This window comes from Serratia sp. PL7 (assembly GCF_945957435.1).
Genome location: NZ_CAMFLB010000001.1, coordinates 89,781 through 110,200 on the forward strand (window position 1 = coordinate 89,781; position 20,420 = coordinate 110,200).

The 20,420-nt window shown below is 58.0% G+C and carries 22 protein-coding genes and 1 tRNA gene; 17 read left to right on the forward strand and 6 right to left on the reverse strand.

Annotated features, from left to right (window positions below; genetic code table 11):
- The first annotated feature begins 145 nt into the window (after positions 1 to 145).
- Complete coding sequence (gene mltB / locus N6G83_RS00475; protein WP_049203736.1) at positions 146 to 1,234, forward strand: lytic murein transglycosylase B; 1,089 nt, start codon at positions 146 to 148, stop codon at positions 1,232 to 1,234.
- A 58-nt stretch (positions 1,235 to 1,292) separates the two neighbouring features.
- Here the strand turns inward: mltB and N6G83_RS00480 are convergent, their stop codons facing one another.
- Complete coding sequence (locus N6G83_RS00480) at positions 1,293 to 2,438, reverse strand: porin (protein ID WP_373276039.1); 1,146 nt, start codon at positions 2,436 to 2,438, stop codon at positions 1,293 to 1,295.
- A gap of 402 nt (positions 2,439 to 2,840) precedes the next feature.
- Between N6G83_RS00480 and N6G83_RS00485 the strand changes: the two genes are divergently transcribed.
- The 3 genes from N6G83_RS00485 to N6G83_RS00495 are packed head-to-tail and all read left to right on the forward strand — an operon-like array spanning position 2,841 to position 4,407.
- Positions 2,841 to 3,131 (forward strand): hypothetical protein, encoded by a 291-nt coding sequence (locus tag N6G83_RS00485; protein ID WP_025303742.1) that lies wholly within the window; start codon positions 2,841 to 2,843, stop codon positions 3,129 to 3,131.
- A gap of 46 nt (positions 3,132 to 3,177) precedes the next feature.
- Positions 3,178 to 4,101, forward strand: a complete 924-nt coding sequence (locus N6G83_RS00490; protein ID WP_148123880.1) for a DMT family transporter — start codon at positions 3,178 to 3,180, stop codon at positions 4,099 to 4,101.
- A 3-nt stretch (positions 4,102 to 4,104) separates the two neighbouring features.
- Entirely contained in the window at positions 4,105 to 4,407 is a 303-nt protein-coding gene (locus tag N6G83_RS00495; RefSeq protein ID WP_049294901.1) for a hypothetical protein, read from the forward strand.
- Positions 4,408 to 4,418: 11 nt separating this feature from the next.
- Here the strand turns inward: N6G83_RS00495 and dsdC are convergent, their stop codons facing one another.
- The 3 genes from dsdC to N6G83_RS00510 all read right to left on the reverse strand — a co-directional run bounded on the left by dsdC (position 4,419) and on the right by N6G83_RS00510 (position 7,672).
- On the reverse strand, positions 4,419 to 5,348 hold the full coding sequence (dsdC, locus tag N6G83_RS00500) for a DNA-binding transcriptional regulator DsdC (RefSeq protein WP_025303739.1): 930 nt from the start codon (positions 5,346 to 5,348) through the stop codon (positions 4,419 to 4,421).
- A 441-nt stretch (positions 5,349 to 5,789) separates the two neighbouring features.
- On the reverse strand, positions 5,790 to 6,041 hold the full coding sequence (locus N6G83_RS00505) for a CsbD family protein (RefSeq protein WP_025303738.1): 252 nt from the start codon (positions 6,039 to 6,041) through the stop codon (positions 5,790 to 5,792).
- A gap of 134 nt (positions 6,042 to 6,175) precedes the next feature.
- The gene (locus tag N6G83_RS00510) at positions 6,176 to 7,672 is read right to left on the reverse strand and encodes a helix-turn-helix transcriptional regulator (protein ID WP_043140220.1); all 1,497 of its coding nucleotides are present in this window, start codon (positions 7,670 to 7,672) and stop codon (positions 6,176 to 6,178) included.
- 227 nt (positions 7,673 to 7,899) lie between these two features.
- On the opposite strand from N6G83_RS00510, the gene N6G83_RS00515 reads away from it, so the two are divergent.
- The 4 genes from N6G83_RS00515 (at position 7,900) to N6G83_RS00530 (ending at position 11,874) form a co-directional block, all read left to right on the forward strand.
- A complete protein-coding gene (locus tag N6G83_RS00515; RefSeq protein ID WP_260514346.1) occupies positions 7,900 to 8,871 on the forward strand; it encodes a hypothetical protein in 972 nt (323 codons plus the stop codon).
- Between the two features lies 1 nt (position 8,872).
- On the forward strand, positions 8,873 to 9,094 hold the full coding sequence (locus N6G83_RS00520) for a hypothetical protein (RefSeq protein ID WP_043140211.1): 222 nt from the start codon (positions 8,873 to 8,875) through the stop codon (positions 9,092 to 9,094).
- Between the two features lie 684 nt (positions 9,095 to 9,778).
- Positions 9,779 to 10,579, forward strand: coding sequence for a helix-turn-helix domain-containing protein (locus N6G83_RS00525; RefSeq protein WP_025303734.1), 801 nt, complete (start codon positions 9,779 to 9,781; stop codon positions 10,577 to 10,579).
- 20 nt (positions 10,580 to 10,599) lie between these two features.
- Positions 10,600 to 11,874: a lactonase family protein gene (locus tag N6G83_RS00530; protein ID WP_260514349.1), complete on the forward strand. Its 1,275-nt coding sequence runs from the start codon at positions 10,600 to 10,602 to the stop codon at positions 11,872 to 11,874.
- A gap of 93 nt (positions 11,875 to 11,967) precedes the next feature.
- Here the strand turns inward: N6G83_RS00530 and N6G83_RS00535 are convergent.
- Together N6G83_RS00535 and N6G83_RS00540 are read right to left on the reverse strand one after the other, a co-directional pair.
- Positions 11,968 to 12,042, reverse strand: a tRNA-Arg gene (locus tag N6G83_RS00535).
- Between the two features lie 129 nt (positions 12,043 to 12,171).
- Entirely contained in the window at positions 12,172 to 13,098 is a 927-nt protein-coding gene (locus N6G83_RS00540; RefSeq protein WP_049207362.1) for a formate/nitrite transporter family protein, read from the reverse strand.
- Between the two features lie 229 nt (positions 13,099 to 13,327).
- Here N6G83_RS00540 and ccmA point away from each other — a divergent pair, with 229 nt between their 5' ends.
- The 9 genes from ccmA (at position 13,328) to ccmI (ending at position 20,394) form a co-directional block, all read left to right on the forward strand.
- Entirely contained in the window at positions 13,328 to 13,960 is a 633-nt protein-coding gene (gene ccmA / locus N6G83_RS00545) for a cytochrome c biogenesis heme-transporting ATPase CcmA (RefSeq protein WP_197811644.1), read from the forward strand.
- Positions 13,960 to 14,619, forward strand: coding sequence for a heme exporter protein CcmB (gene ccmB / locus N6G83_RS00550; RefSeq protein ID WP_025303731.1), 660 nt, complete (start codon positions 13,960 to 13,962; stop codon positions 14,617 to 14,619). Before ccmA ends, ccmB begins: the two co-directional genes overlap by 1 nt.
- Positions 14,620 to 14,739: 120 nt before the next feature.
- Positions 14,740 to 15,477, forward strand: coding sequence for a heme ABC transporter permease (locus N6G83_RS00555; protein ID WP_025303730.1), 738 nt, complete (start codon positions 14,740 to 14,742; stop codon positions 15,475 to 15,477).
- A complete protein-coding gene (gene ccmD / locus N6G83_RS00560; RefSeq protein ID WP_025303729.1) occupies positions 15,474 to 15,710 on the forward strand; it encodes a heme exporter protein CcmD in 237 nt (78 codons plus the stop codon). Before N6G83_RS00555 ends, ccmD begins: the two co-directional genes overlap by 4 nt.
- Positions 15,707 to 16,201 carry a cytochrome c maturation protein CcmE gene (gene ccmE, locus N6G83_RS00565; RefSeq protein ID WP_004936264.1) on the forward strand — a complete coding sequence of 165 codons (495 nt, stop codon included), beginning with the start codon at positions 15,707 to 15,709 and terminating at the stop codon, positions 16,199 to 16,201. The genes ccmD and ccmE overlap by 4 nt, the downstream gene beginning before the upstream one ends.
- Positions 16,198 to 18,168, forward strand: coding sequence for a heme lyase CcmF/NrfE family subunit (locus N6G83_RS00570; RefSeq protein ID WP_025303728.1), 1,971 nt, complete (start codon positions 16,198 to 16,200; stop codon positions 18,166 to 18,168). The genes ccmE and N6G83_RS00570 overlap by 4 nt, the downstream gene beginning before the upstream one ends.
- Positions 18,165 to 18,716, forward strand: coding sequence for a DsbE family thiol:disulfide interchange protein (locus N6G83_RS00575; RefSeq protein ID WP_015378623.1), 552 nt, complete (start codon positions 18,165 to 18,167; stop codon positions 18,714 to 18,716). The genes N6G83_RS00570 and N6G83_RS00575 overlap by 4 nt, the downstream gene beginning before the upstream one ends.
- On the forward strand, positions 18,713 to 19,180 hold the full coding sequence (locus tag N6G83_RS00580; protein WP_025303727.1) for a cytochrome c-type biogenesis protein CcmH: 468 nt from the start codon (positions 18,713 to 18,715) through the stop codon (positions 19,178 to 19,180). Before N6G83_RS00575 ends, N6G83_RS00580 begins: the two co-directional genes overlap by 4 nt.
- Positions 19,180 to 20,394, forward strand: coding sequence for a c-type cytochrome biogenesis protein CcmI (gene ccmI / locus N6G83_RS00585; RefSeq protein ID WP_260514353.1), 1,215 nt, complete (start codon positions 19,180 to 19,182; stop codon positions 20,392 to 20,394). Before N6G83_RS00580 ends, ccmI begins: the two co-directional genes overlap by 1 nt.
- Positions 20,395 to 20,420: the final 26 nt, after the last annotated feature.

The window sequence follows — 20,420 nt, forward strand, 5'->3', positions numbered from 1 at the left end:
AGGGCGTCCTTTCACCGAGCAAAACGTCACAATTTGGCACGTTTGGCTACCTGACGCGGTCATTGGCGGCATAATCCTGTTTGTTCGCGTTGAACAATGCATTAACATAACTCCCACTTATCTCTTGCATGGCTATGGATATCCGATGCGTCACCTGGTTGCGCTTTTACCGCTGATTACCTTGCTTGCTGCCTGTAGCAGCACGCCGAAACCCAGTACCACCGCTACGCCGCAGAGCACCCCGGTAAAGGGCGGCTTTTTGCTGAGCCCGGCGCACAGCGGCGCGCCGCTGGGAGGGGATTTCGCCAATAACCCGAATACCGCGCGCTTTATCGATAAGATGGTGCAGGAACACGGGTTTGACCGGCAGCAGCTGCACGACGTGCTGGCGCAGGCTCGGCGATTGGACTCGGTGCTGCGGCTGATGGACAGACAGGCGCCGACGCCGTCTACGCAGGGGCCAACCGGGCCGAACGGTTCCTGGCTGCGCTACCGCAACAAGTTCATCACCCCGGATAACGTGCAAAACGGCGTGGTGTTCTGGAATCAATATCAGGATGCGCTGCAGCGCGCCTGGCAGGTGTACGGCGTGCCGCCGGAGATCATCGTGGGGATTATTGGCGTGGAGACCCGCTGGGGCCGCGTAATGGGTAAAACCCGCATTATCGACGCGCTGGCGACGCTGGCCTTCAACTACCCGCGCCGCGCCGATTACTTCGCCGGTGAGTTGGAAACCTTCCTGCTGATGTCGCGCACCGAAGGTGACGATCCGCTCGAGCTGCGCGGCTCCTTCGCCGGCGCGATGGGCTATGGGCAGTTCATGCCTTCTTCCTTCAAAAGCTACGCGGTCGACTTCAACGGCGATGGGCATATCAACCTGTGGGATCCGGTCGATGCCATCGGCAGCGTGGCCAATTACTTCAAGGCGCACGGCTGGTCCAAGGGCGAGCCGGTCGCCATTCAGGCCAACGGCCAGGCGCCGGGGTTGGAAAACGGCTTCAAGACCCGCTACTCGGTCGCCGCACTGGCTGAAGCCGGCCTGAGCCCGCAGGGTTCGCTCGGGGATAACCAAGAGGCCAGCCTGCTGCGGCTGGACGTCGGCACCGGCTACCAGTATTGGTACGGTCTGCCGAACTTCTACACTATCACCCGCTATAATCACAGCACCCATTACGCCATGGCGGTATGGCAACTGGGCGAAGCGGTAGGGCGCTCGGCGCGCGGCGGCTTCTGACCGCTGCTTCAAACAACGAAAAAGGCCGCTTGCGCGGCCTTTTTTACGTTCTGAGCAATCAGAAATCGTAGCGCAGACGGACCACGGTCATATCGCCGAGGTTGTCGGTGCTCGATGTCAGCACGTGCTCTACGTCAACGCGGAAACCGTAGTCAAACTGTACGGTAACCCCGAGGCCGTTGTCGATGCGCTGGTAGTTGCGGCCGCTGATGTATTCCAGGCGGTCGCCCATGAAGTACGGCATCACCGATTTCACCGCGTACTGGCTCACCGGCACGGTATAACCGGCCAGGTATTCGATACCCCACGCATCGCCGGCGAAGTAATTGTTGACGTCGGCTTTCTTGGTGGTCAGGAAGTCGTTGTAGTAACCGCCGCCGAAGGTGAGCGTCCAGTTGTCCGGTTTCCAGCTGATGGCGGTACCGAAAATGTTCTGGTCATAACTCTTGCTGCCGCTGGTGGACGGGTTGCGCATTTCGGCGCGGGTGTAGTTCCAGGCGGTACCCCAGGTCAGATCCTGTGTAATGTGGTAATCCACACCCAGTGAGCCGCCGCCTTTGCGCTTATAACGCAGGCCGTTGCCCGGCAGGTAGTCGCTGTCGCTGAACAGGTACGAGGCGTAAACGTCCGCATCGCCGAAGCGGTTCTTGTACTTCAGCATTTTGCGTGAACGGTAAGAGCCGTCGTAGTCGCCGTTGATGCCGTTGCCCGGTGCCTGGGCCAGCATGTCGTAGTCCCAGATATCGGTCTTGGCGCCAACCACGTCATAGTAAACGCTGTTTTGCTGACCGAAGGTCATCTGGCCCCAGGTGTTGCTTTTCAGGCCGGTATACAGCATACGGCGGCTGGTGTTTCTCGCGCCGTCGGCATAGTGGTGATCCCAGTCAAACAGCGCCGGAATGTTCACGCCCAGCTCGTAGTAGCTGATCCAGCTGATATCGTCGAACAGGTAGTAGTCCGCTGCGAAACGGAAACGGGTGCCGCCATCGAAGCCGTTACGCTTATACGAGCCCTTGTCACCGTCGCCCGTCATGTTGTTGAACTGCGGACGGATGCTGCCGCCAACGGTAAAGTTCAGGCGGCTGAGCGGATCGCCGGCCTGTGGATCTTGCTTCAGCAGAGTGATTTCTGCCTGAGCGGCGAACGACGCGCTGCCGATCGCCAGACCCAGCGCCACCGCTTGAGTCACTACGCGCAATTTCATTGCCATGTGTTATCCCTGTTTTATGTATGACCGCCCCATCAGCGCCGCCATGCCGATGTTTTGCGCAGAACGCTGCGTTTTCACGCATTTTGACGGTTTTTTTGGTGTTTTAGCGGCGGGCGGCATTTGTAACATAAACGGTGAGATAAATAATTACTTTTCTTGCTAATTATTGGCCGGTTTTTGACCATTTCGTGCGGTGAAAAGCGCCATTATTTATGTCTCTCGATTCGGATGAATTCATCTAACGCCAAGGTTTATATTTTTCATTTGTCAGTCATCGGCGTCAGCCTGTAATTTTAGTCGTGCAAGAGATAATTAATTTCAGCCTGTCACCGCCGTATTAACGTTTGCCTTCTTCTGCGTAAACGGTCGGCAGGAATAAGCGATTGGGAGGTCGCCATGAGAAATCTGTTAATGTTGTTGGTGGGGCTGTTTTCATTACCGACGATGGCGGCGGAGTCGCACGTTTGCCATTCTCAAGCTTATGATTATGCAGAGGTTAGCAAACTCAGGTTATCTGACGATACCCTGTTTACCTGCCGCGGCGTGGGGCGCCTGACGATCCCGGAATTGGCGCGTAAAGGATGGCGGGTGATTCATTTAGCGCAGCAAACTGAATATACCGACTCCGTCGACAGCGATGGTGAGGTTATTAAACTTTATCAGGAAATCGTGGTGTATAAAGAATAATTCTACGGTGGCCTGTGATTATTTCAACGGTGGCGAGAATTCTATTATGAATGCAAGAGTCGGTATTGACGGCAGGGCCGCCGCCGCCATGGTGCTGCTTTGCGCCATCTGGGGGATGCAGCAGGTGGCGATCAAGGCCGCCGAGCAGGATGTGTCGGCGGTGCTGCAAATTGCCATTCGCTCGGGCCTCGCCGCGCTGGGGGTATACCTGTTGGCGCGTTGCCGCGGCGAGTGTTTCACCTGGGATCGCGCCACGCTGAGCGCCGGTTTGAGCGTAGGGGCATTGTTCGCGCTGGAGTTCTTTTTTGTCTCCGAAGGGCTGCGCTACACCAGCGCCTCGCATATGGCGGTGTTTTTGTACACCGCGCCGCTATTTTCCGCCCTCGGTCTGCATTTTCTCCTTCCTCAGGAGCGCCTATCACCGGTGCAGTGGCTGGGCATGCTCATCGCCTTTGGCGGCGTGGTGCTGGCCATATCGGGCATGGCTGACGGAAGTGGCGGAGCCGATCGGCTGAAAGGCGATTTCTATGGCCTGCTGGCGGGGATCGCCTGGGGCGGTTCTACCCTGGTGATCCGTACCACGCGTCTGGCGGAGTGCCCGGCCAAACAGACGTTGTTATTCCAGTTGACGGGCGCCTGCGTGCTGCTGTCGCTGCTGGCGATAGCGACGGGCAATTTGCACGTCGTCCTGAGCCCGGTGGCCTGGTGCAGCCTGCTGTTCCAAACGCTGATCGTGTCGTTCTTCAGCTACCTGATCTGGTTTTCACTGCTGCGCCGTTATCAGGCTTCCTCGCTGGGCATTCTCACCTTTATGACGCCGGTATTCGGCATCCTGGCGGGGGTCGCCATTCTCGGCGAACCACTGCAAATTGAGTTTGTATTGGGTGCTGTGCTGATCGTGCTGGGGTTAATCGTGGTGAGTTGTTCATATCTTCTTTATTTTGACCGAAGGGTGGCACCAAAAATATAAATTATGGATGTTGATGTACAGAACTACCAAATAAGCTGCGAAAGCCAATTCATTATTCAGTTGCAAATATCCCGCTATGCTTGGGGCGTGCCGCTGATTACGCTCAGCGATAACGGTGATTTTACCGTGATAAGAAGCCGAGGCTGGTCGAGGTTGGCGAATGGGATGCGATTGGAGGTTTATTATTTTGCCAATAATTCCCTGCTGACCTGGGATAAAAGTCGAAAATATATTTCTTATTCAAAGGCCGGCCGGCTCTACGCCTGCGCGCTGCATTTTTCTTATTCCCCCAAAGTAGAGCGCTAACCCTCTGGCCATCAGACCAGAGGGGAGATTTTCATGATCCACTGCTTAAACGCGAGGATCTTGGGCCACTGCCGTTCGGAAATGGTCGAGGTAAAATAGCAGTGCTCACAGGGCACGGTCATGTTGGTGAACGGAATGATCAGTTCGCCGCTTTTTATCCAGTCCTGCACCAGATTAAGCCGCCCCATGGCGACGCCAAGGTGCCGTGTGGCGGCCAGTACCGCGAGATCGGAACGGTCGAACTCCATGCTTTTACTGTCGGTATCCAGCCCCAACGCAAAGTGTTGTGACCAGGTTTGCCACTCATCTTCGCCGGAGTTGTAGCGATCGTGCAGCAGCGTACAGTGAGCCAGGTTTTCCGGCGCATCGTACAGGTTATGTGCAGCGGCGTACTGCGGCGTGCAAATCGGCACCATCGATTCCTGCATAAAGGCCTCGTCCAGATGCCGCCCCGAGGGCAGTTTGCCGAAGTACATCGCCAGGTCCACGCCGCGGTTGGCCAGGTTGATGATTTCCTGCCCGGTCAAAATGTTGAGGTGAATGGTGGGGTGCTGGGCGATAAAGTCGCCGATGCGCGGCAGCAGCAGACATTGCACCAGAGACGGGTGTGAGTAGAGGGTCAATGTTCCCGTCAACTCGCGATTTTTAATGTCCAGAATTTCCTGATTCAAGGTGTTGAAGGAACTGTCCAGCGCCCATTGCATGCGCTCGCCCTCCGGCGTCAGGGTAATTCTGCGATGAAAGCGCTGAAACAGCAGAAAGCCCAATTCCTTTTCGAGCAAATTAATGCGGTGGCTTACGGCGCTGGGGGTGATCGACAATTCTTGCGCCGCCAGCGCAAAAGATAAATGGCGGGCGACGCATTCAAAAGTATGCAGCCGGGAAAATTGATAGCTGGTCAGCGGGGTCGCCCGCTGTGAATGTTTTTTACTGGGGAACATGCTATTTCTCCGTGCGCACAATCTGGCAATATTAACATTTAATGGCGCGGAGGATAAACCCAGCCTGATTGATCTATTCGGTTTTTATACCGAGGGATTTCGATATGTTGAAGAGAATTGCATAACAACCGGAAATAACAGGCGGTGGGGGCGATGATAATCAGCAATAGGACGAATATAATAAAAAGAGGTGCCGTTAAGCAGCGAGTAAAGGCGGTGTACCGCAGCCTGAACGATAAAAGCTCATATTCCCTGCGGGATATAACGGTTTCGCCATAATCATCCGTCGCATGGCGACGTTGAGTACGCGTTAAGCCCGGATGCCAACGAGATGGAGGTAGCAATCGATAACGCTGAGCCCCGCCTGGCCAGAGAACCGTGCCCAGTGGTTACCCACTGGGCACAACATTCAGGGAAAAGCAGGTTGATCGTCGGCGCTAATCAACGGCGACGCAGCAGCAGGCCGGCCAACAAACCTGCGCCGGCAACGAGTGCCAACGCGGCGAGGGGGTTTTTCTTCATCATACTGCCGGCGCAGCTCAGGGCGTCGCCGTATTTTTCTTGCAGCGCGCCCACTGCCTGGCGCGTGACGCCTTCGGCCTGCCAACGTTCGTTACCGCTGACGTCGCCTGCGATTTCCTGCGCTTTGCCCGCCACTTTGTCCATCATGCCATTGGCTTTTTCGCTGTTCATTATGATGTGCTCCTAAGGTTCGATCCGTTTGGCGTTCGCACAGAGCGAAAGCCTGCATTTGCACCGCCATGTTATGCACTTCACTCTGCGCTCATAAGGGGCGTTTGCATCGGTGCGGGTAGTGCATTTGCAGGCTACTTGCCGTTCCTAGAGGCCGCTCCGCCGGTAAACAGCCCGCGCTCTCTGGCCCAGACGATGGCTTCGCTGCGGCTGTGCACGCCGAGTTTGGAATAGACCGTCGCGACATGATTGCGGATGGTGTTGAGCGCCAGATTGAGACGCGCCGCGATTTTCTTGTCCGGCAGCCCCTCGCAAATCAATTCCAGCACATCGCGCTCGCGCGGCGTGAGGTCGCTGGCGGTGAATCCAGCCTGGTCGGGCCGGTTGATGCTTTTTACGTTGGCCAGTTTTTCGATCAAAGTTTGGCTGAACCACGAGGCATCCTGCATCACTTCTTCGATGGCATTCACCAGCTCCAGCTCCGATCGTTTACGCTCAGTAATGTCCATGAGCACCAACAGGTAGCAGGGCGCATTATGGATACTGACGGCATCCGCCGAGGCCACGCAGTCGATTAGCTCGCTCCCTTTCTTTCGCACCTGGATATCCAACCCTTCGACGTTGCCGCTTTTTTCCAGTGCGGCAAACAAACGGCGGTTCGCCTCGGGATCGTCAATAAACTGGATCTCATCGACCGTTTTGCCGATCAACGCTTCGGCGTCGTACTCGGTGGTGCGGGTGAACGCTTCGTTGACGTCCAGCACGCGCCGCTCGTCTGCGGTACACACCAACGTCGGCACCGGGCTCAGGCGAAATGCCTTGGCGAACCGCTCTTCACTTTCTCGTAGCGCCGATTCCGCCAGGCGCCGGGGTTCGAGATCGGTAAACGTGAACAGCATGCAGTCGTCTTCATTGATATCCAGCGGTTGACCGGCAACCACCACCAGCTTGCTTCCTCCGCCGGGCAGTTTCAGCTCGGCCTCCATCTGCGGAATGGTGGCGCCTTCCCCTAGGCGCTGAACCGCCAGCTCTTTGTGCTCTGCCTGTTCCAAGACGTCGAGTTCATAAACCGAACGCCCCATGACCTGTTCACGCTGGTAACCGGTCATATCGAGGAACCCCTGGTTGACCTTGACGTAACGCAGGTCGCTTAGCCGACAAATGACCGCCGGCGCCGGATTGGCGTTGAAGGTTTTTTCAAAGCGCTGTTCGGCGCTGGCCCACTCCGTTGCGTCGCTCAGGATCAGCGCCAGCAGCTCCGGCTGCCCCTGCGCATCGGTGATGATCAGGCTCCGCAGGCGGTGCACCCAGAAGCTCTCCGGATCGTCGACCTGCCGAACCTCCACCACCACATCGGTGAAGGTTTCGCCATCGGCAACCCGGCTCAGCGGGTACTGTTCCAGCGCCAGCGGGTGGTTGTTGCGATAACGCAGTGCAAAACGCGCCGCGTACTCGCCGGCATCAGCCCCCAGGGCTTTCTGGTGGCTCACGCCGTGCATCGCCAACGCGGCTTCGTTAGCCCAGAGAAGCGTTTGATCGGTATCCGTCAGGATCACGCCGTCGGACAAGCCGGAGATGATTTGCTGCAGGTGGCCGCGGTGGGTTTCGCTGGCCAGGACGGATGGGTTCATGTGCTCTCCGCTAGACAGAAGGGGAGCGGCCTCTGACGGGGCCGCGGGTTACGCTACTCGCTGAGCAGCTTAGTGCATAAGGTGCGTATTCGCAGGGTGTGAATGCACTAGGCATTCTGGCGCAAATGAACTGGGACGGCCGACGCCGCCGCGCGGCAGACTGAATTTGTCTGCGCGGTTATCCACCGTGCGTGCAATCACTTGTCCAGAAAATATAAGGAACAACGATGACCACTGTCTATGAATCAAATCGCTTTGCGTTTCAGGTGTCATGGGGCTCGATATTGGCCGGGAGTGCCGTGGCGCTGGTGACTTATCTTATCTTCAGCGTGCTGGGTACGGCTATCGGCGCCCAGGCCGTGGATATGATGCAAAAGGGCAATCCGCTGAGCGGTTTTGGCACCGGCACCGGGATCTGGCTGCTGGTTTCCACGCTGGCATCGCTGGCCGCCGGTGCGTTCGTCGCCGGACGCACTGCGCCGAACCGCGGCGGTTTGCATGGCCTGCTGAGCTGGGCGATCACCACCTTGCTGACCACCTGGCTGATGGTTTCATTGGCAAGCGGCGTGGTGGGGCTGGCGGGCAGCGCGGTGGGTAAAGGGCTCTCACTGGCGGGCAGCGGCCTGGCGGCGGCAGCGCCAAACGTGGGTGAAGGCCTCAAGCAACAGCTGGATAAAAAGGGCATCAGCCTTGACTGGGGAAGCCTGGAAAATCAGTTGAACGCCACGCTCAAGCAGACCGGCAAGCCGGAATTGGATCCGGCTCGGTTGGAACAGAAGGCCGATAGGGCGACCGCCGACGGCAAACAGTCGGCCGTGGATGCCGCGGCAGATCCGGCGCAGGCCGCCACCGAGCTTAAGCAGTGGTTCGAGCGCGTCAAGCAGTCCGGTGAGCCGACGTTGAGCGCCGCCGACAAGGATGCGTTGGTGAATATCGTTGCGGCACGCACCGGCAAGAGCCGCGATGAAGCGAGCCAAATCGTCGATAATTATGCTCAGGCTTATCAGCAGGCGGTGCAGAAAGTGGAGAAACTCAAGGCCGAGGCCGAGCATAAAGCGCGTGAAGCGGCTGATGAAGCGGCCAAACAACTGTCTCGCGCCGCATGGGGCTCACTGCTGATACTGCTGTTGGGCGCTGCGCTGAGCGCCGGCGTGGGGCGGATTGCCGAATCAACCCGCCGTACCGTCGCGGTAAGTTGAGATGAGAAAAAACCTGTCGTGCATCTCGCTGAACTATCGAAAAGTGGCGGGAGCGTCTGCTCCCGTGCTCGTCATCGATTTTTGCAACGAGAACAACGAGCGCTACACCTTGCGCTACAACCTGCCGCCGGATACCCCGGAACGCACCGAGCGGCGGGTATCTTTGCTGCTGTATCTGTTGCGCAAGCACCGATCGGCAGAGATCGACAACCTGGCTGATTAATCAGTCCGTTAATGAAAAGCCCGTCCTGGCGAGCCGGGCTTTTTGCCGTGCTGTGGCAACAAAGCACAGCGTATGCAGACACGGCACTGTTACGAGGGAAGAGCGAGGCATAAATGGCGCCCCAATTGGCGTGGAGGGTAACGTAGGGCATCGAACAAGGTTTGTTGAAACATCGATTCTGCTTTGTATGGGAAAAGATAAAAAAGAAACGCGCTATGAAGCTCTGCGATTATCTGGCCCGAGGTTAAGGCCTTGCGTTTATCCACCGCATCCTCCCTCGACATTGTTCCTACTTCTTCGCATTAGGTTCAATAATTTTATCAGCCGACCAAACAATAAATTCACGATTTAATTTGTGATGATGAAATTCCTATTCGGCCATGCCAGTGGAGTGTAAAAAAACACGTTAAGATAAAACAATTGGCAAAAAGTGTGATTCTCCCTGGAGATGTAAATGCATCTTTGACGGGAGCACTTTATGTGGGTTGTTTTTGTTTTGCCGTTTTTTTGCGGGTGGATTTATATAACATGATCATTTTCAGTTATTTAAGTAATGACTTTTCCTATGCCGCAAAAATGGCGCTGCCAAGGTGATTTTTTTTAGGATTAATCTTAATGACTTGGTTTGGTTGGTTAACGATTTTAATGAAAAGGACACAATTTTTATAAAAGCAAGGAGCGCGCATGGACTATCGGAAAGATATTCTTTTACAGGTGTTAGAGTATATGGAGAAGAATATTATAGAGGGCCTTTCCGTTGAGAAAGTGTCTATTATCTCAGGGTATTCTAAATGGCATTTGCAACGGCTGTTTAAACATTATTTTGGTATGACGCTCGGAACTTATATCAGGCACAGAAAGCTGAGCCGATCCGCAATTTTGCTTAAACAACATCAAGGGAACATACTGGATGTCGCCTTGGCATCGGGCTTTGCCTCTCAGCAATGTTACACGCGGGCATTCAAACGTTTCTTTGGCGAAACGCCCAACAGCTTTAGAAACAGCCGGGGATGGGATTTCTCCATCCAGATCCCACCGTATGGCAATGACAATAAGCCCTATTTTTATCACACGGTCATGCCGGATGATATTGAGTTGTTAAAGCAGTACAAAGCATTGATTTTCCATTCCATAAGGAAATACAGAGATGCCAGTGACATTACGCAGACTAATGAAAAATGGTTAAGCAAGAATGGAAAAGCTTATGGTGTGGAAAAAACCAGAGCGGGTAAATGGCATTCAAATAGTAAGGAACAAGAGGTTTTTCACTCTATTTTTAACTTCTACATACCCAGAGGGAAATATATTGTTATTCCCTTTATGGGAGCGTTGCCTGAGTACATTGATTTTTTTGAAAGCATCTATGACGCTTACCTTCCGGCCATTAATGTCAAAATGAGGGAAAGCTTTTTTATCGAGCTATATAGAAACGAGCATTTAAACAGCGAAGTTGTTAATGTCGATATACTGATTCCTGTGGTGTAGCGTTGAGAAAAGGAGACATCATGAGTGTAGAGAAATCCCCCGGTTCAATGAATAAACACCATTACGCTTTCGGTATGCTACCTTTAACGTTGTCTGTGTCTGGCTGGGTGAACGTTGCCGGTTTAGGCTGGCAGGTCATTCAATTAATGCTGGCATTAACCCTCTTCATGTTTTCAGGAAATGCGATGGCCAATAATCGGGAGCCTCAACAAATAGCGTTAGTCGGTACCTGGACCCATATTCCGGATGCGCCTGCGGTGCAGAAACCGGCGTTCCCCAGTGAAGGGCTCTATCGTCTGAGGGTAAATGTCGACGGCACGTTAACGCTGCTCAATGTTATCAAGATGAAAAGCCCGTCATGGATCGCAAAATCTCGCGATGGTCGTTTCGCCTATGTCACCAATGAAGAGGATGCGGGAACGGTGACCGCCTTGGCAATAGACGACGCAGGCAGCGTGCGGGTGCTGAATACGGTGAGCAGTGCGGGCCAGCAGCCGACGCATGCCACACTCAGCCCGGACGGTAAGTTTCTGTTTGTCGCCAACTACTCCGTCGCCAAAGGCGGCGCGGGGGTGACGGTATTGCCGATTCGCAGCGACGGCACACTGGGTGAACGCGTGCAGCATTACCCGTTTATACCCGGCTCCGGCATCGTGCAGGGGCGCCAGGAAGGCGGGCATACGCACTCCACCACCTTCAGCCGTGATGGCCAATACCTGTACGCGGCGGATCTCGGCGGCGATAAGTTGCACGCCTATCGCTATCGCCCGGATAACGCGCAGCCGCTGCAGGCGGATGCTTCGCGCGATGTCGGCTTTGCGCCCGGCGCCGGTCCACGGCACATGGTGTTCTCGCCAGAAGGCGAATATGCGTATGTCATCACTGAAATGGCGGGCGAGATCGAGGCGTTTGCCGTCAGCGATCATCGATTGACGCGGCAAGGGAAAGTGAAACTGAACGGCGGCCTCGATTCGGCGGAGGAGAAAAGCGGCGGGGCTATTATCCTGAGCCCGAGCGGCAGATATCTTATTGCCACCCATCGCGGTACCGATAACCACCTGCTGGTATTTAAAATAGGCAGGGACGGTCTGCCAGGCGTGCCGACGCGCTATGAGGCCGGCGGCATTGAACCGCGGGCGCTCGCTTTTGATGCCGACGGCAACCGCCTCTATGTCACGAATGTGTTCACCAATAGCGTTACGCTGTTCGATTTCGATGATGAGACGGGCGAGTTGCAGGCCAGAGGTGAGGCGGCGACGATCTCAACGCCGACGGATATCAAGTTTTTCAACTAATGCCCATCATAACGCTTGGAGGAATCCGTGACTGAACAAGGGAAAAGGGGGATTGCGGGTGCAGATGATGGGGAATGGCTTGATGAGAAAGAATGGTGTCCCCGACTGGAATCGAACCAGTAACTAGCCCTTAGGAGGGGCTTGTTATATCCGTTTAACTACGGGGACGCTGCGGACCGGCAACCGAAGCTGCCGGGGCATTATACCTTTTTTTACCCGCAGAATAAGCGCTTAGCGGCGCGTTTGCTCAATACCTCGCCAGTTCGCGCCGAAATTTCCTCGGCTAACCGACGGCGATCACGGTTTTTCCCCGCCGTGGCGCCGTTTTTCCTCTTGCAGGCGCGCCGCCTTATTTTTGGCGCTCAAATCGTTGCGGATTTGCGCGTGGCTGATCAGCGCAAAGATAAAGGTGCCGCCGATGATGTTGCCCGCCAGCGTCGGCAGGGCGAACGGATAAACGAATGCTTGCCAGCCAATCGCGCCGTTGAACACCAGATACAGGATCTCCACCGAGCCGACCACGATATGCGTCAAATCGCAAATCGCCACCAGGTAGGTCATCAACACGATCACCCAAATTTTCGCCGCGCCGGCGGCCGGGAACATCCATACCATGGTGGCGATGATCCAGCCGGCCAGGATGCCGTTGGCGAACATTTCTCCCGGCGTATGGCGCATCACCTCTTCGCCCAGGCTGATGAAGGCGCGGCGCGTTTCGGCGTCGAACAGCGGCATATGGGTAAACGCCAGCGCCGCCAGCGCGGTGCCGATCAGATTGCCGAGCAGCACCACGCCCCACAGGCGCAGCAGGATAAGCAGGTTGCGCGGCGTGGGTTTATGCATAATGGGCAGCACCGCCGTGACGGTGTTTTCGGTAAACAGCTGCTGGCGCGCCATGATGACAATGATAAAACCGAAGGTGTAGCCGAGGTTCTCAATGAAAAAGCGGCTGGGATCGTCCGGCAAGCGGGCGTGGAAAATGCCTTTCGCCGCCAGCGAGGCGCCCATCGACAGCCCGGCGGCAATCGCCGACCACAGCAGCGCCAGCCCGTCGCGCTCCAGCTCTTTTTCGCCTTCCATTCGGATCTGTTCATGCACCGCCGCCGCGCGTGACGGCAGATTCTCTTCCCTGACTTCGATTTCGCGTTTGCCCTGTTCCTGCTCTTCGCTCTCTACCTGCATTGTCTCATCCGGCTCGTGCTGCTGGCGTTGCTGGTCGTTCATGCTGTCGCTCCTGCTCAATAAGGGTGAGGTCACGTCATTAAGCGTAGTTGCCCGGCCAAAATGCGGCGAAATACAGAAAAAGGTAACAAGAGTTAAAATCCGCCGATTTTTTCCACGCATTCTTGATCCTGCTCGCCATATTGGCCCCTCGGCGCGCCCGCCGCAGGCTGCGTGTGGGGAAAGGCTTATGCTATGATTCGCTATCCCAAAGAAAAATATGAGTTCCCTGATGCTGGAAGCCAAAAGTCTGAGTTGCGTGCGCGATGAGCGCATCCTGTTTAGCGAGCTAAGCTTTTCAGTTCAGCCGGGCGATATCATTCAGGTAGAAGGGCCGAACGGCGCGGGCAAGACCAGTTTGCTGCGCATCCTCGCCGGTTTGGCGCGGCCGGACGGCGGTGAGGTGTGCTGGCGCGGGCGCAACACGCTGCGCGATCGCGCGGCGTATCAGCAAGATTTGCTGTTTATCGGCCATCAACCTGGCATCAAAGCCGTATTGACACCCTTCGAAAATCTGCAGTTTTATCAGGCGGTGCGCGGCGCGGCCGAGCATCAGGCCATCTGGCACGCGCTGGAGCAGGTCGGGTTGGTGGGGTACGAGGATCTGCCGGTGGCGCAGCTTTCGGCCGGGCAGCAGCGGCGGGTGGCGCTGGCGCGATTGTGGCTCAGCGCGGCGCCGCTGTGGATCCTCGATGAACCCTTGACGGCGATCGATAAACAGGGCGTGGCCGAGTTGATTAGCCTTTTTGAACAACATGCGCAGCGGGGCGGCATGGTATTGTTGACCACGCATCAGGATTTGGCCGGCGTCAGCCAAACGGTGGGCAAAATTCGTTTGGCGGAACACGACGCGGGGAGTTTGTGATGTTTTTGACTCTGGTGCGTCGCGAATTGAAGATCGCCTGCCGTAAAGGGTCGGAGATCGTCAACCCGCTGTGGTTTTTCCTGATTGTGATCACGCTGTTCCCGCTGGGGATTGGCCCTGAACCGCAGCTGCTGGCGCGCATTGCGCCGGGCATCGTGTGGGTGGCGGCGCTGCTGGCCTCGCTGCTGTCGCTGGAGCGGCTGTTTCGCGACGACTTTCTCGACGGATCGCTGGAGCAGCTGTTGCTGCTGCCGACGCCGCTGCCGATGACGGTGCTGGGCAAAGTGTGTGCTCACTGGGTCGTGACGGGATTGCCGCTGCTGATCCTGTCGCCGCTGGTGGCGCTGCTGTTGTCGCTCGATATGCAAACCTGGCTGGCGGTGGCGGGTACGCTGCTGCTCGGCACGCCGACGCTGAGCCTGATCGGCGCTATCGGCGTGGGGTTGACCGTCGGTTTGCGCAAAGGGGGCGTGCTGCTCAGCCTGCTGGTGCTGCCGCTGTATATCCCGGTGCTGATCTTCGCCACCGGCGCGATCGACGCCGCCTCGATGGGCATGCCGATCGACGGTTACCTGGCGATACTCGGTGCGATGCTGGCGGGCAGCGTGACATTGGCACCGTTTGCCACCGCAGCGGCGCTGCGAGTGAGCGTGCACTAGCTAACGTATTGAATGAACAGATGGGGCAAGGCCGACAAGAGCGTACCCTGCAGAAGATTTTCGCCGTTTCGATCGCTCGGGGCGGCCGACGCATAAAAATTACCGTGAGCACTGACGACAATGTGGAAATGGTTACATCAACTGGCGCGGCCTGAACGGCTGTATCACGTCTGCGGCCGCTTTACCCCCTGGCTGGGGCTGGCGGCGGCGGCCTGCCTGCTGCTTGGCTGGGCATGGGGCTTTGGTTTCGCGCCGAAGGATTATCAGCAGGGCGACAGCTTCCGCATCATTTATATTCACGTGCCGGCGGCCATGTGGTCGATGGGCATCTATGCCTCGATGGCGGTGGCGGCGTTTATCGGCCTGGTGTGGCAGATGAAAATGTCCGATACCGTGGTGGCGGCGATGGCGCCGATCGGCGCGGTGTTCACCTTTATCGCGCTGGTGACCGGCTCCGCCTGGGGCAAGCCGATGTGGGGCACCTGGTGGGTGTGGGACGCGCGGCTGACCTCCGAGCTGGTGCTGCTGTTCCTTTATATGGGCGTCATCGCGCTGTATAACGCTTTCGAAGACCGCCGCCTGGCGGGCCGGGCCGCCGGCATTCTGGTGCTGGTGGGCGTGGTGAACATTCCGATCATCCATTTCTCCGTCGAATGGTGGAATACGCTGCATCAGGGCTCGACCAACATGCAGCAATCCATCGCGCCAAGTATGCGCACCCCGCTGCGCTGGGCGATCCTCGGCTATCTACTGTTGTTCGTTACGTTGACGCTGATGCGTCTGCGCAATTTGATTCTGTTCCAGGAGCGCCAGCGCCCGTGGGTTGCCGGGCTGGTGAATAAGGAGCGTCAGTCATGAATGCCGCATTCGATTCCTGGCCGGCGTTTTTCGCCATGGGCGGTTATGCCTTCTATGTCTGGCTGGCGGTCGCCGTCACGCTGATTTCGCTGTTGGGGCTGGTGGCACACACCGTCTGGCAGCGGCGGCAGTTGCTCGCCGAGATCGGCCGCCGTCAGGCGCGCGAGCGGCGCATTCGCCATGCGCAACAATCAAAACAAAAATCCGCCGCACCGCGGGAGAAATCATTGTGAATCCACGTCGTAAAAGCCGCCTTTATCTGGCGATCGTTGTGCTGATCGGCATTGCGCTGACCGCAACCCTGATGCTGTACGCGCTGCGCTCCAACATCGATCTGTTCTATACCCCGGGTGAAATCCTGCAGGGCAAGGGCGAAAATCATGAGAAGCCCGAGGTCGGCCAGCGGCTGCGTATCGGCGGCATGGTGATGCCCGGCTCGGTGAAACGCGATCCCAATACGCTGCAGGTCAGCTTCAAGATTTACGACGCGCGCGGCGCGATCGGCGTGACCTACACTGGCATTCTGCCGGACCTGTTCCGCGAAGGGCAGGGCGTGGTGGCGCAGGGCGTGCTGGGCGAGGGCAACGTGGTCAATGCGCGCGAAGTGCTGGCCAAGCACGACGAGAAATACACGCCGCCAGAAGTGGCCGACGCGATGAAAGAGAATCACAAAGGGCCGGCGGAAGCGTATAACGCGCCGCAGGCGGAGGGTGCCAAGTCATGATGCCGGAACTGGGCAGTTTTCTGCTGTGCCTGGCGCTGGCGATCGCGCTGTTGCTGAGCATCTACCCGCAGTGGGGCGCGGCGCGGCAGGACAGCCGCATGATGGCGGTGGCCCGGCCGCTGACCTATGGCATGTTCGCGGCGATTGCGCTGGCGTTCCTGTGCCTGGTGCATGCCTTCGTGGTCAACGACTTTACCGTCGCCTACGTGGCCACCAACTCCAATACCCAACTGCCGGTGTATTACCGCATCGCCGCCACCTGGGGGGCGCACGAAGGTTCGCTGCTGCTGTGGGTGCTGCTGCTGAGTTGCTGGTCGCTGGCGGTGGCGTTGTGCAGCCGGGCGATGCCGCAGGACGCGGTGGCGCGGGTGCTGTCGGTGATGGGCATGATCACCGCCGGTTTCCTGCTGTTCATCATCATGACCTCCAACCCGTTCACCCGCACGCTGCCGAACTTCCCGATCGACGGCAGCGATCTCAACCCGCTGCTGCAGGATATCGGCCTGATTTTCCACCCGCCGCTGCTGTACATGGGCTATGTCGGCTTCTCGGTCGCCTTCGCGTTCGCCATCGCCTCGTTGATGGCCGGCCGGCTCGACACCGCCTGGGCGCGCTGGTCACGCCCGTGGACTACCGCCGCCTGGGTGTTCCTCACGCTGGGCATCGTGCTCGGATCGGCCTGGGCCTACTATGAGTTGGGCTGGGGCGGTTGGTGGTTCTGGGATCCGGTGGAGAACGCCTCCTTTATGCCGTGGCTGGCCGGCACCGCGCTGATGCATTCGCTGGCGGTGACCGAGAAACGCGGCACGTTCAAAGCCTGGACGGTGCTGCTGGCGATCACCGCCTTCTCGCTGTGCCTGCTGGGCACCTTCCTGGTGCGCTCCGGCGTGCTGGTCTCGGTGCACTCCTTCGCCTCCGACCCGGCGCGCGGCATGTTTATTCTCGCCTATCTGGTGATCGTCATCGGCGGTTCGCTGCTGCTGTACGCGGTCAAGGGCGGCCAGGTGCGTAGCCGTGTACAGCACGAGACCTTCTCGCGCGAGACCTTCCTGCTGGGCAATAACGTGCTGCTGATCGCCGCCATGCTGGTGGTGCTGTTGGGCACGCTGCTGCCGCTGGTGCACAAACAGCTGGGGCTGGGCAGCATTTCGATCGGCGAGCCGTTCTTCAATACCATGTTCACCTGGCTGATGGCGCCGCTGGCGCTGCTGTTGGGCATTGGGCCGCTGGTGCGCTGGCGCCGCGATGAGCCGCGCAAGCTGTGGCGGCGCCTCGGCGTAGCGCTGCTGGCGACGCTGGTGCTGTCGATTCTGCTGCCGTGGCTGCTGCAGGACAGCATCGCCGGCATGACGGTGGTGGGCCTGATCATGGCGCTGTGGGTGATCATCCTGACGCTGATGGAGCTGCATGAGCGCGCCACCCATCGTCACGGTTTCTGGCGCGGCCTGCGGCAGCTGTCCCGCAGCCACTGGGGCATGGTGCTCGGCCACCTCGGCGTGGCGGTGACGGTGATCGGCATCGCCTTCAGCCAGAATTACAGCGTGGAGCGCGACGTGCGGATGAAGGCCGGCGACAGCGTGGATATCCACAATTATCATTTCGTGTTCCGCGACGTGCACGACATCCGCGGCCCGAATTACAGCGGCGGCGTCGGTATCATCGACGTGACGCGCAACGGCAAGCCGGAGGCGACGCTGCATGCGGAGAAACGCTACTACAGCGTGGCGCGCAGCATGATGACCGAGGCGGCGATCGACGGCGGGTTCAGCCGCGATCTGTACGCGGCGCTGGGTGAGGAGCTGGAAGATGGCTCCTGGGCGGTGCGCCTGTATTATAAACCCTTCGTGCGCTGGATCTGGTTCGGTGGCGTCTTTATGGCGATCGGCGGCCTGCTGTGCATTCTCGACCCGCGTTATCGCATGAGCAAAAAGCTCAAGCGTGAAGGCAAGCTGGAGGCGCAATCATGAAGCGTAAGCTGCTGTTTATCCCGTTGGTGCTCTTCCTGCTGCTGGTGGCGGCCCTGATGGTGCAACTGACGCGCAACGCCGGCGGCGAAGATCCGACCATGCTGGAGTCGGCGCTGATCGGCAAACCGGTGCCGACCTTCAGGCTGGAATCGCTGGATCAGCCCGGCAAAACCTACGATCAGGCGGTGCTGCGCGACGGCAAGCCGATATTGCTCAACGTCTGGGCCACCTGGTGCCCGACCTGCCGCGCGGAGCACCAGTATCTCAATACGCTGGCGGCGCGCGGCGTGCGGGTGGTCGGTCTGAACTATAAAGACGATCGTGCCAAGGCGGTGACCTGGCTGAATTCCCTCGGCAATCCCTATGCGCTCAGCCTGTACGACGGCGACGGCATGCTGGGGTTGGATCTCGGGGTGTACGGCGCGCCTGAGACCTTCCTTATCGACGGCCAGGGGATCATTCGCTATCGCCACGCCGGCGACATGAACGAGCGCGTCTGGCAGCAGGAAGTGCTGCCGCTGTATAAAAAGTACGGGGGTGAGGCATGAGGCTGATTGTTCTGCTGTGTGCCGCACTGCTGAGCTGGAGCGCCGCCGCGGCGATCGATACCTATCGCTTCAACTCCGTCGAGCAAGAGCAGCAGTATCGCGAGTTGACCGAACAGCTGCGCTGCCCGAAATGTCAAAACAACAGCATTGCCGATTCCAACGCCATCATCGCCGCCGACATGCGCACCAAGGTGTACGAACTGATGATGCAGGGGCAAAACAAGCAGCAGATCATCGATTACATGGTGGCGCGTTATGGCAACTTCGTCACCTACGAGCCGCCGGTAACGCCGGCGACGCTGATCTTGTGGATCGGCCCGCTGCTGTTCGTATTGATCGGCGGGGCGGTGGTGATCCTGCGCACCCGTCGGCGGCCCGATGCGGCGGCGGATGATGCATTCTCCGAACGGGAACGGCAGCGCCTGGCGGCGCTGTTGCAAGAGACTGACAGGAAGAAACCCTAATGGCTTTTTGGCTGATTATTTGCGTGTTGTTGGCCGGCGCCGCCGCGTTGCTGGTGGTGCCGGCGATGCGCCACGGCAAGCAGAGCGCCGCCACGCGCGATGCGTTGAACAAGGCGTTTTATCAGGATCGCCTCAGCGAGCTGGAGCAGGATGAGCAGCAGGGCGTGGTGGCCGAGCGCCCGGAACTGGTCAAAGAGCTGCAACAGAACCTGTTGAACGACATCCCGGCCGAGCAGATGGCGCAGGCGAAGCCGATCAACCGCTGGGCGCTGGCGCCGGGCGTGCTGTTATTACTGGCGGTGACCGTTGGCTTTTATCTGAAAACCGGCGGGTTGGCACAGGTGCTGGACTGGCGTCTGGTGCAGGCACAAATGCCGGAATTGCGCGAGCGCGTCGCCAACGAGCGCGCCAAACCGCTGAGCATGGAAGAGATTGCCCGTCTCGGACTGGGGCTGCGCACCGCGCTGCAGCAGGACGATCGCAATATCAACGACTGGATGATGCTGGGGCGCGTCGGCATGGCGTTGAACAATGCCACTACCGCCACGCAGGCCTTTGCTCATGCTTATCAATTGGATCCGAATAGTCTGGAAGTGCGGCTCGGCTATGCCGAGGTCTTGACGCGCTCCAACGATCCGGAGGATAACAAGCAGGCGACGCAGCTGTTGCGGCGCATGATCGCGGAAAACCACAGCGATCCGCGGGTGCTCAGCCTGTTGGCGTTCAATGCCTTCGAACAGGGCGATTTCAAACAGGCGATTGGCGCCTGGCAAGTGATGCTGCAGCTGCTGCCGGCCAACGATCCGCGCGCGGAAGTGATAAAGCGCAGTATTGCACAAGCAAAAGCCCAGGCCGGCGGAGAAACTGTTAAACTGAATGTGACCGTTGCGCTGTCACCGCAGGCGGTGAAAGCCATGCCGCCGCAGGGGACGCTGGTTATCTCGGTGACCGACGGCGTCAGCCCGGTGCCGGTCGCAGTAAAACAATTGCCGTTGAGCCGTTTTCCGCTGTCTTTCTCACTGGATGACAGCAACGCCATGATGCCCGAGCGTCTGCTCTCGGCGCAGCATCAGGTGCAGGTGCGTGTGCGCCTCTCACAGGACGGATTGGCCACGCCGCAACCGGGGGACTGGTTCGGCGAAAGCTCGCTGCAGACATTCAGCGGTAAAGAGCAGGTTAGCGTTCAGATAAACAAGCAGGTCCCTGAAAAATAAGACCGAACGTGTTTTTATGGAGAAAA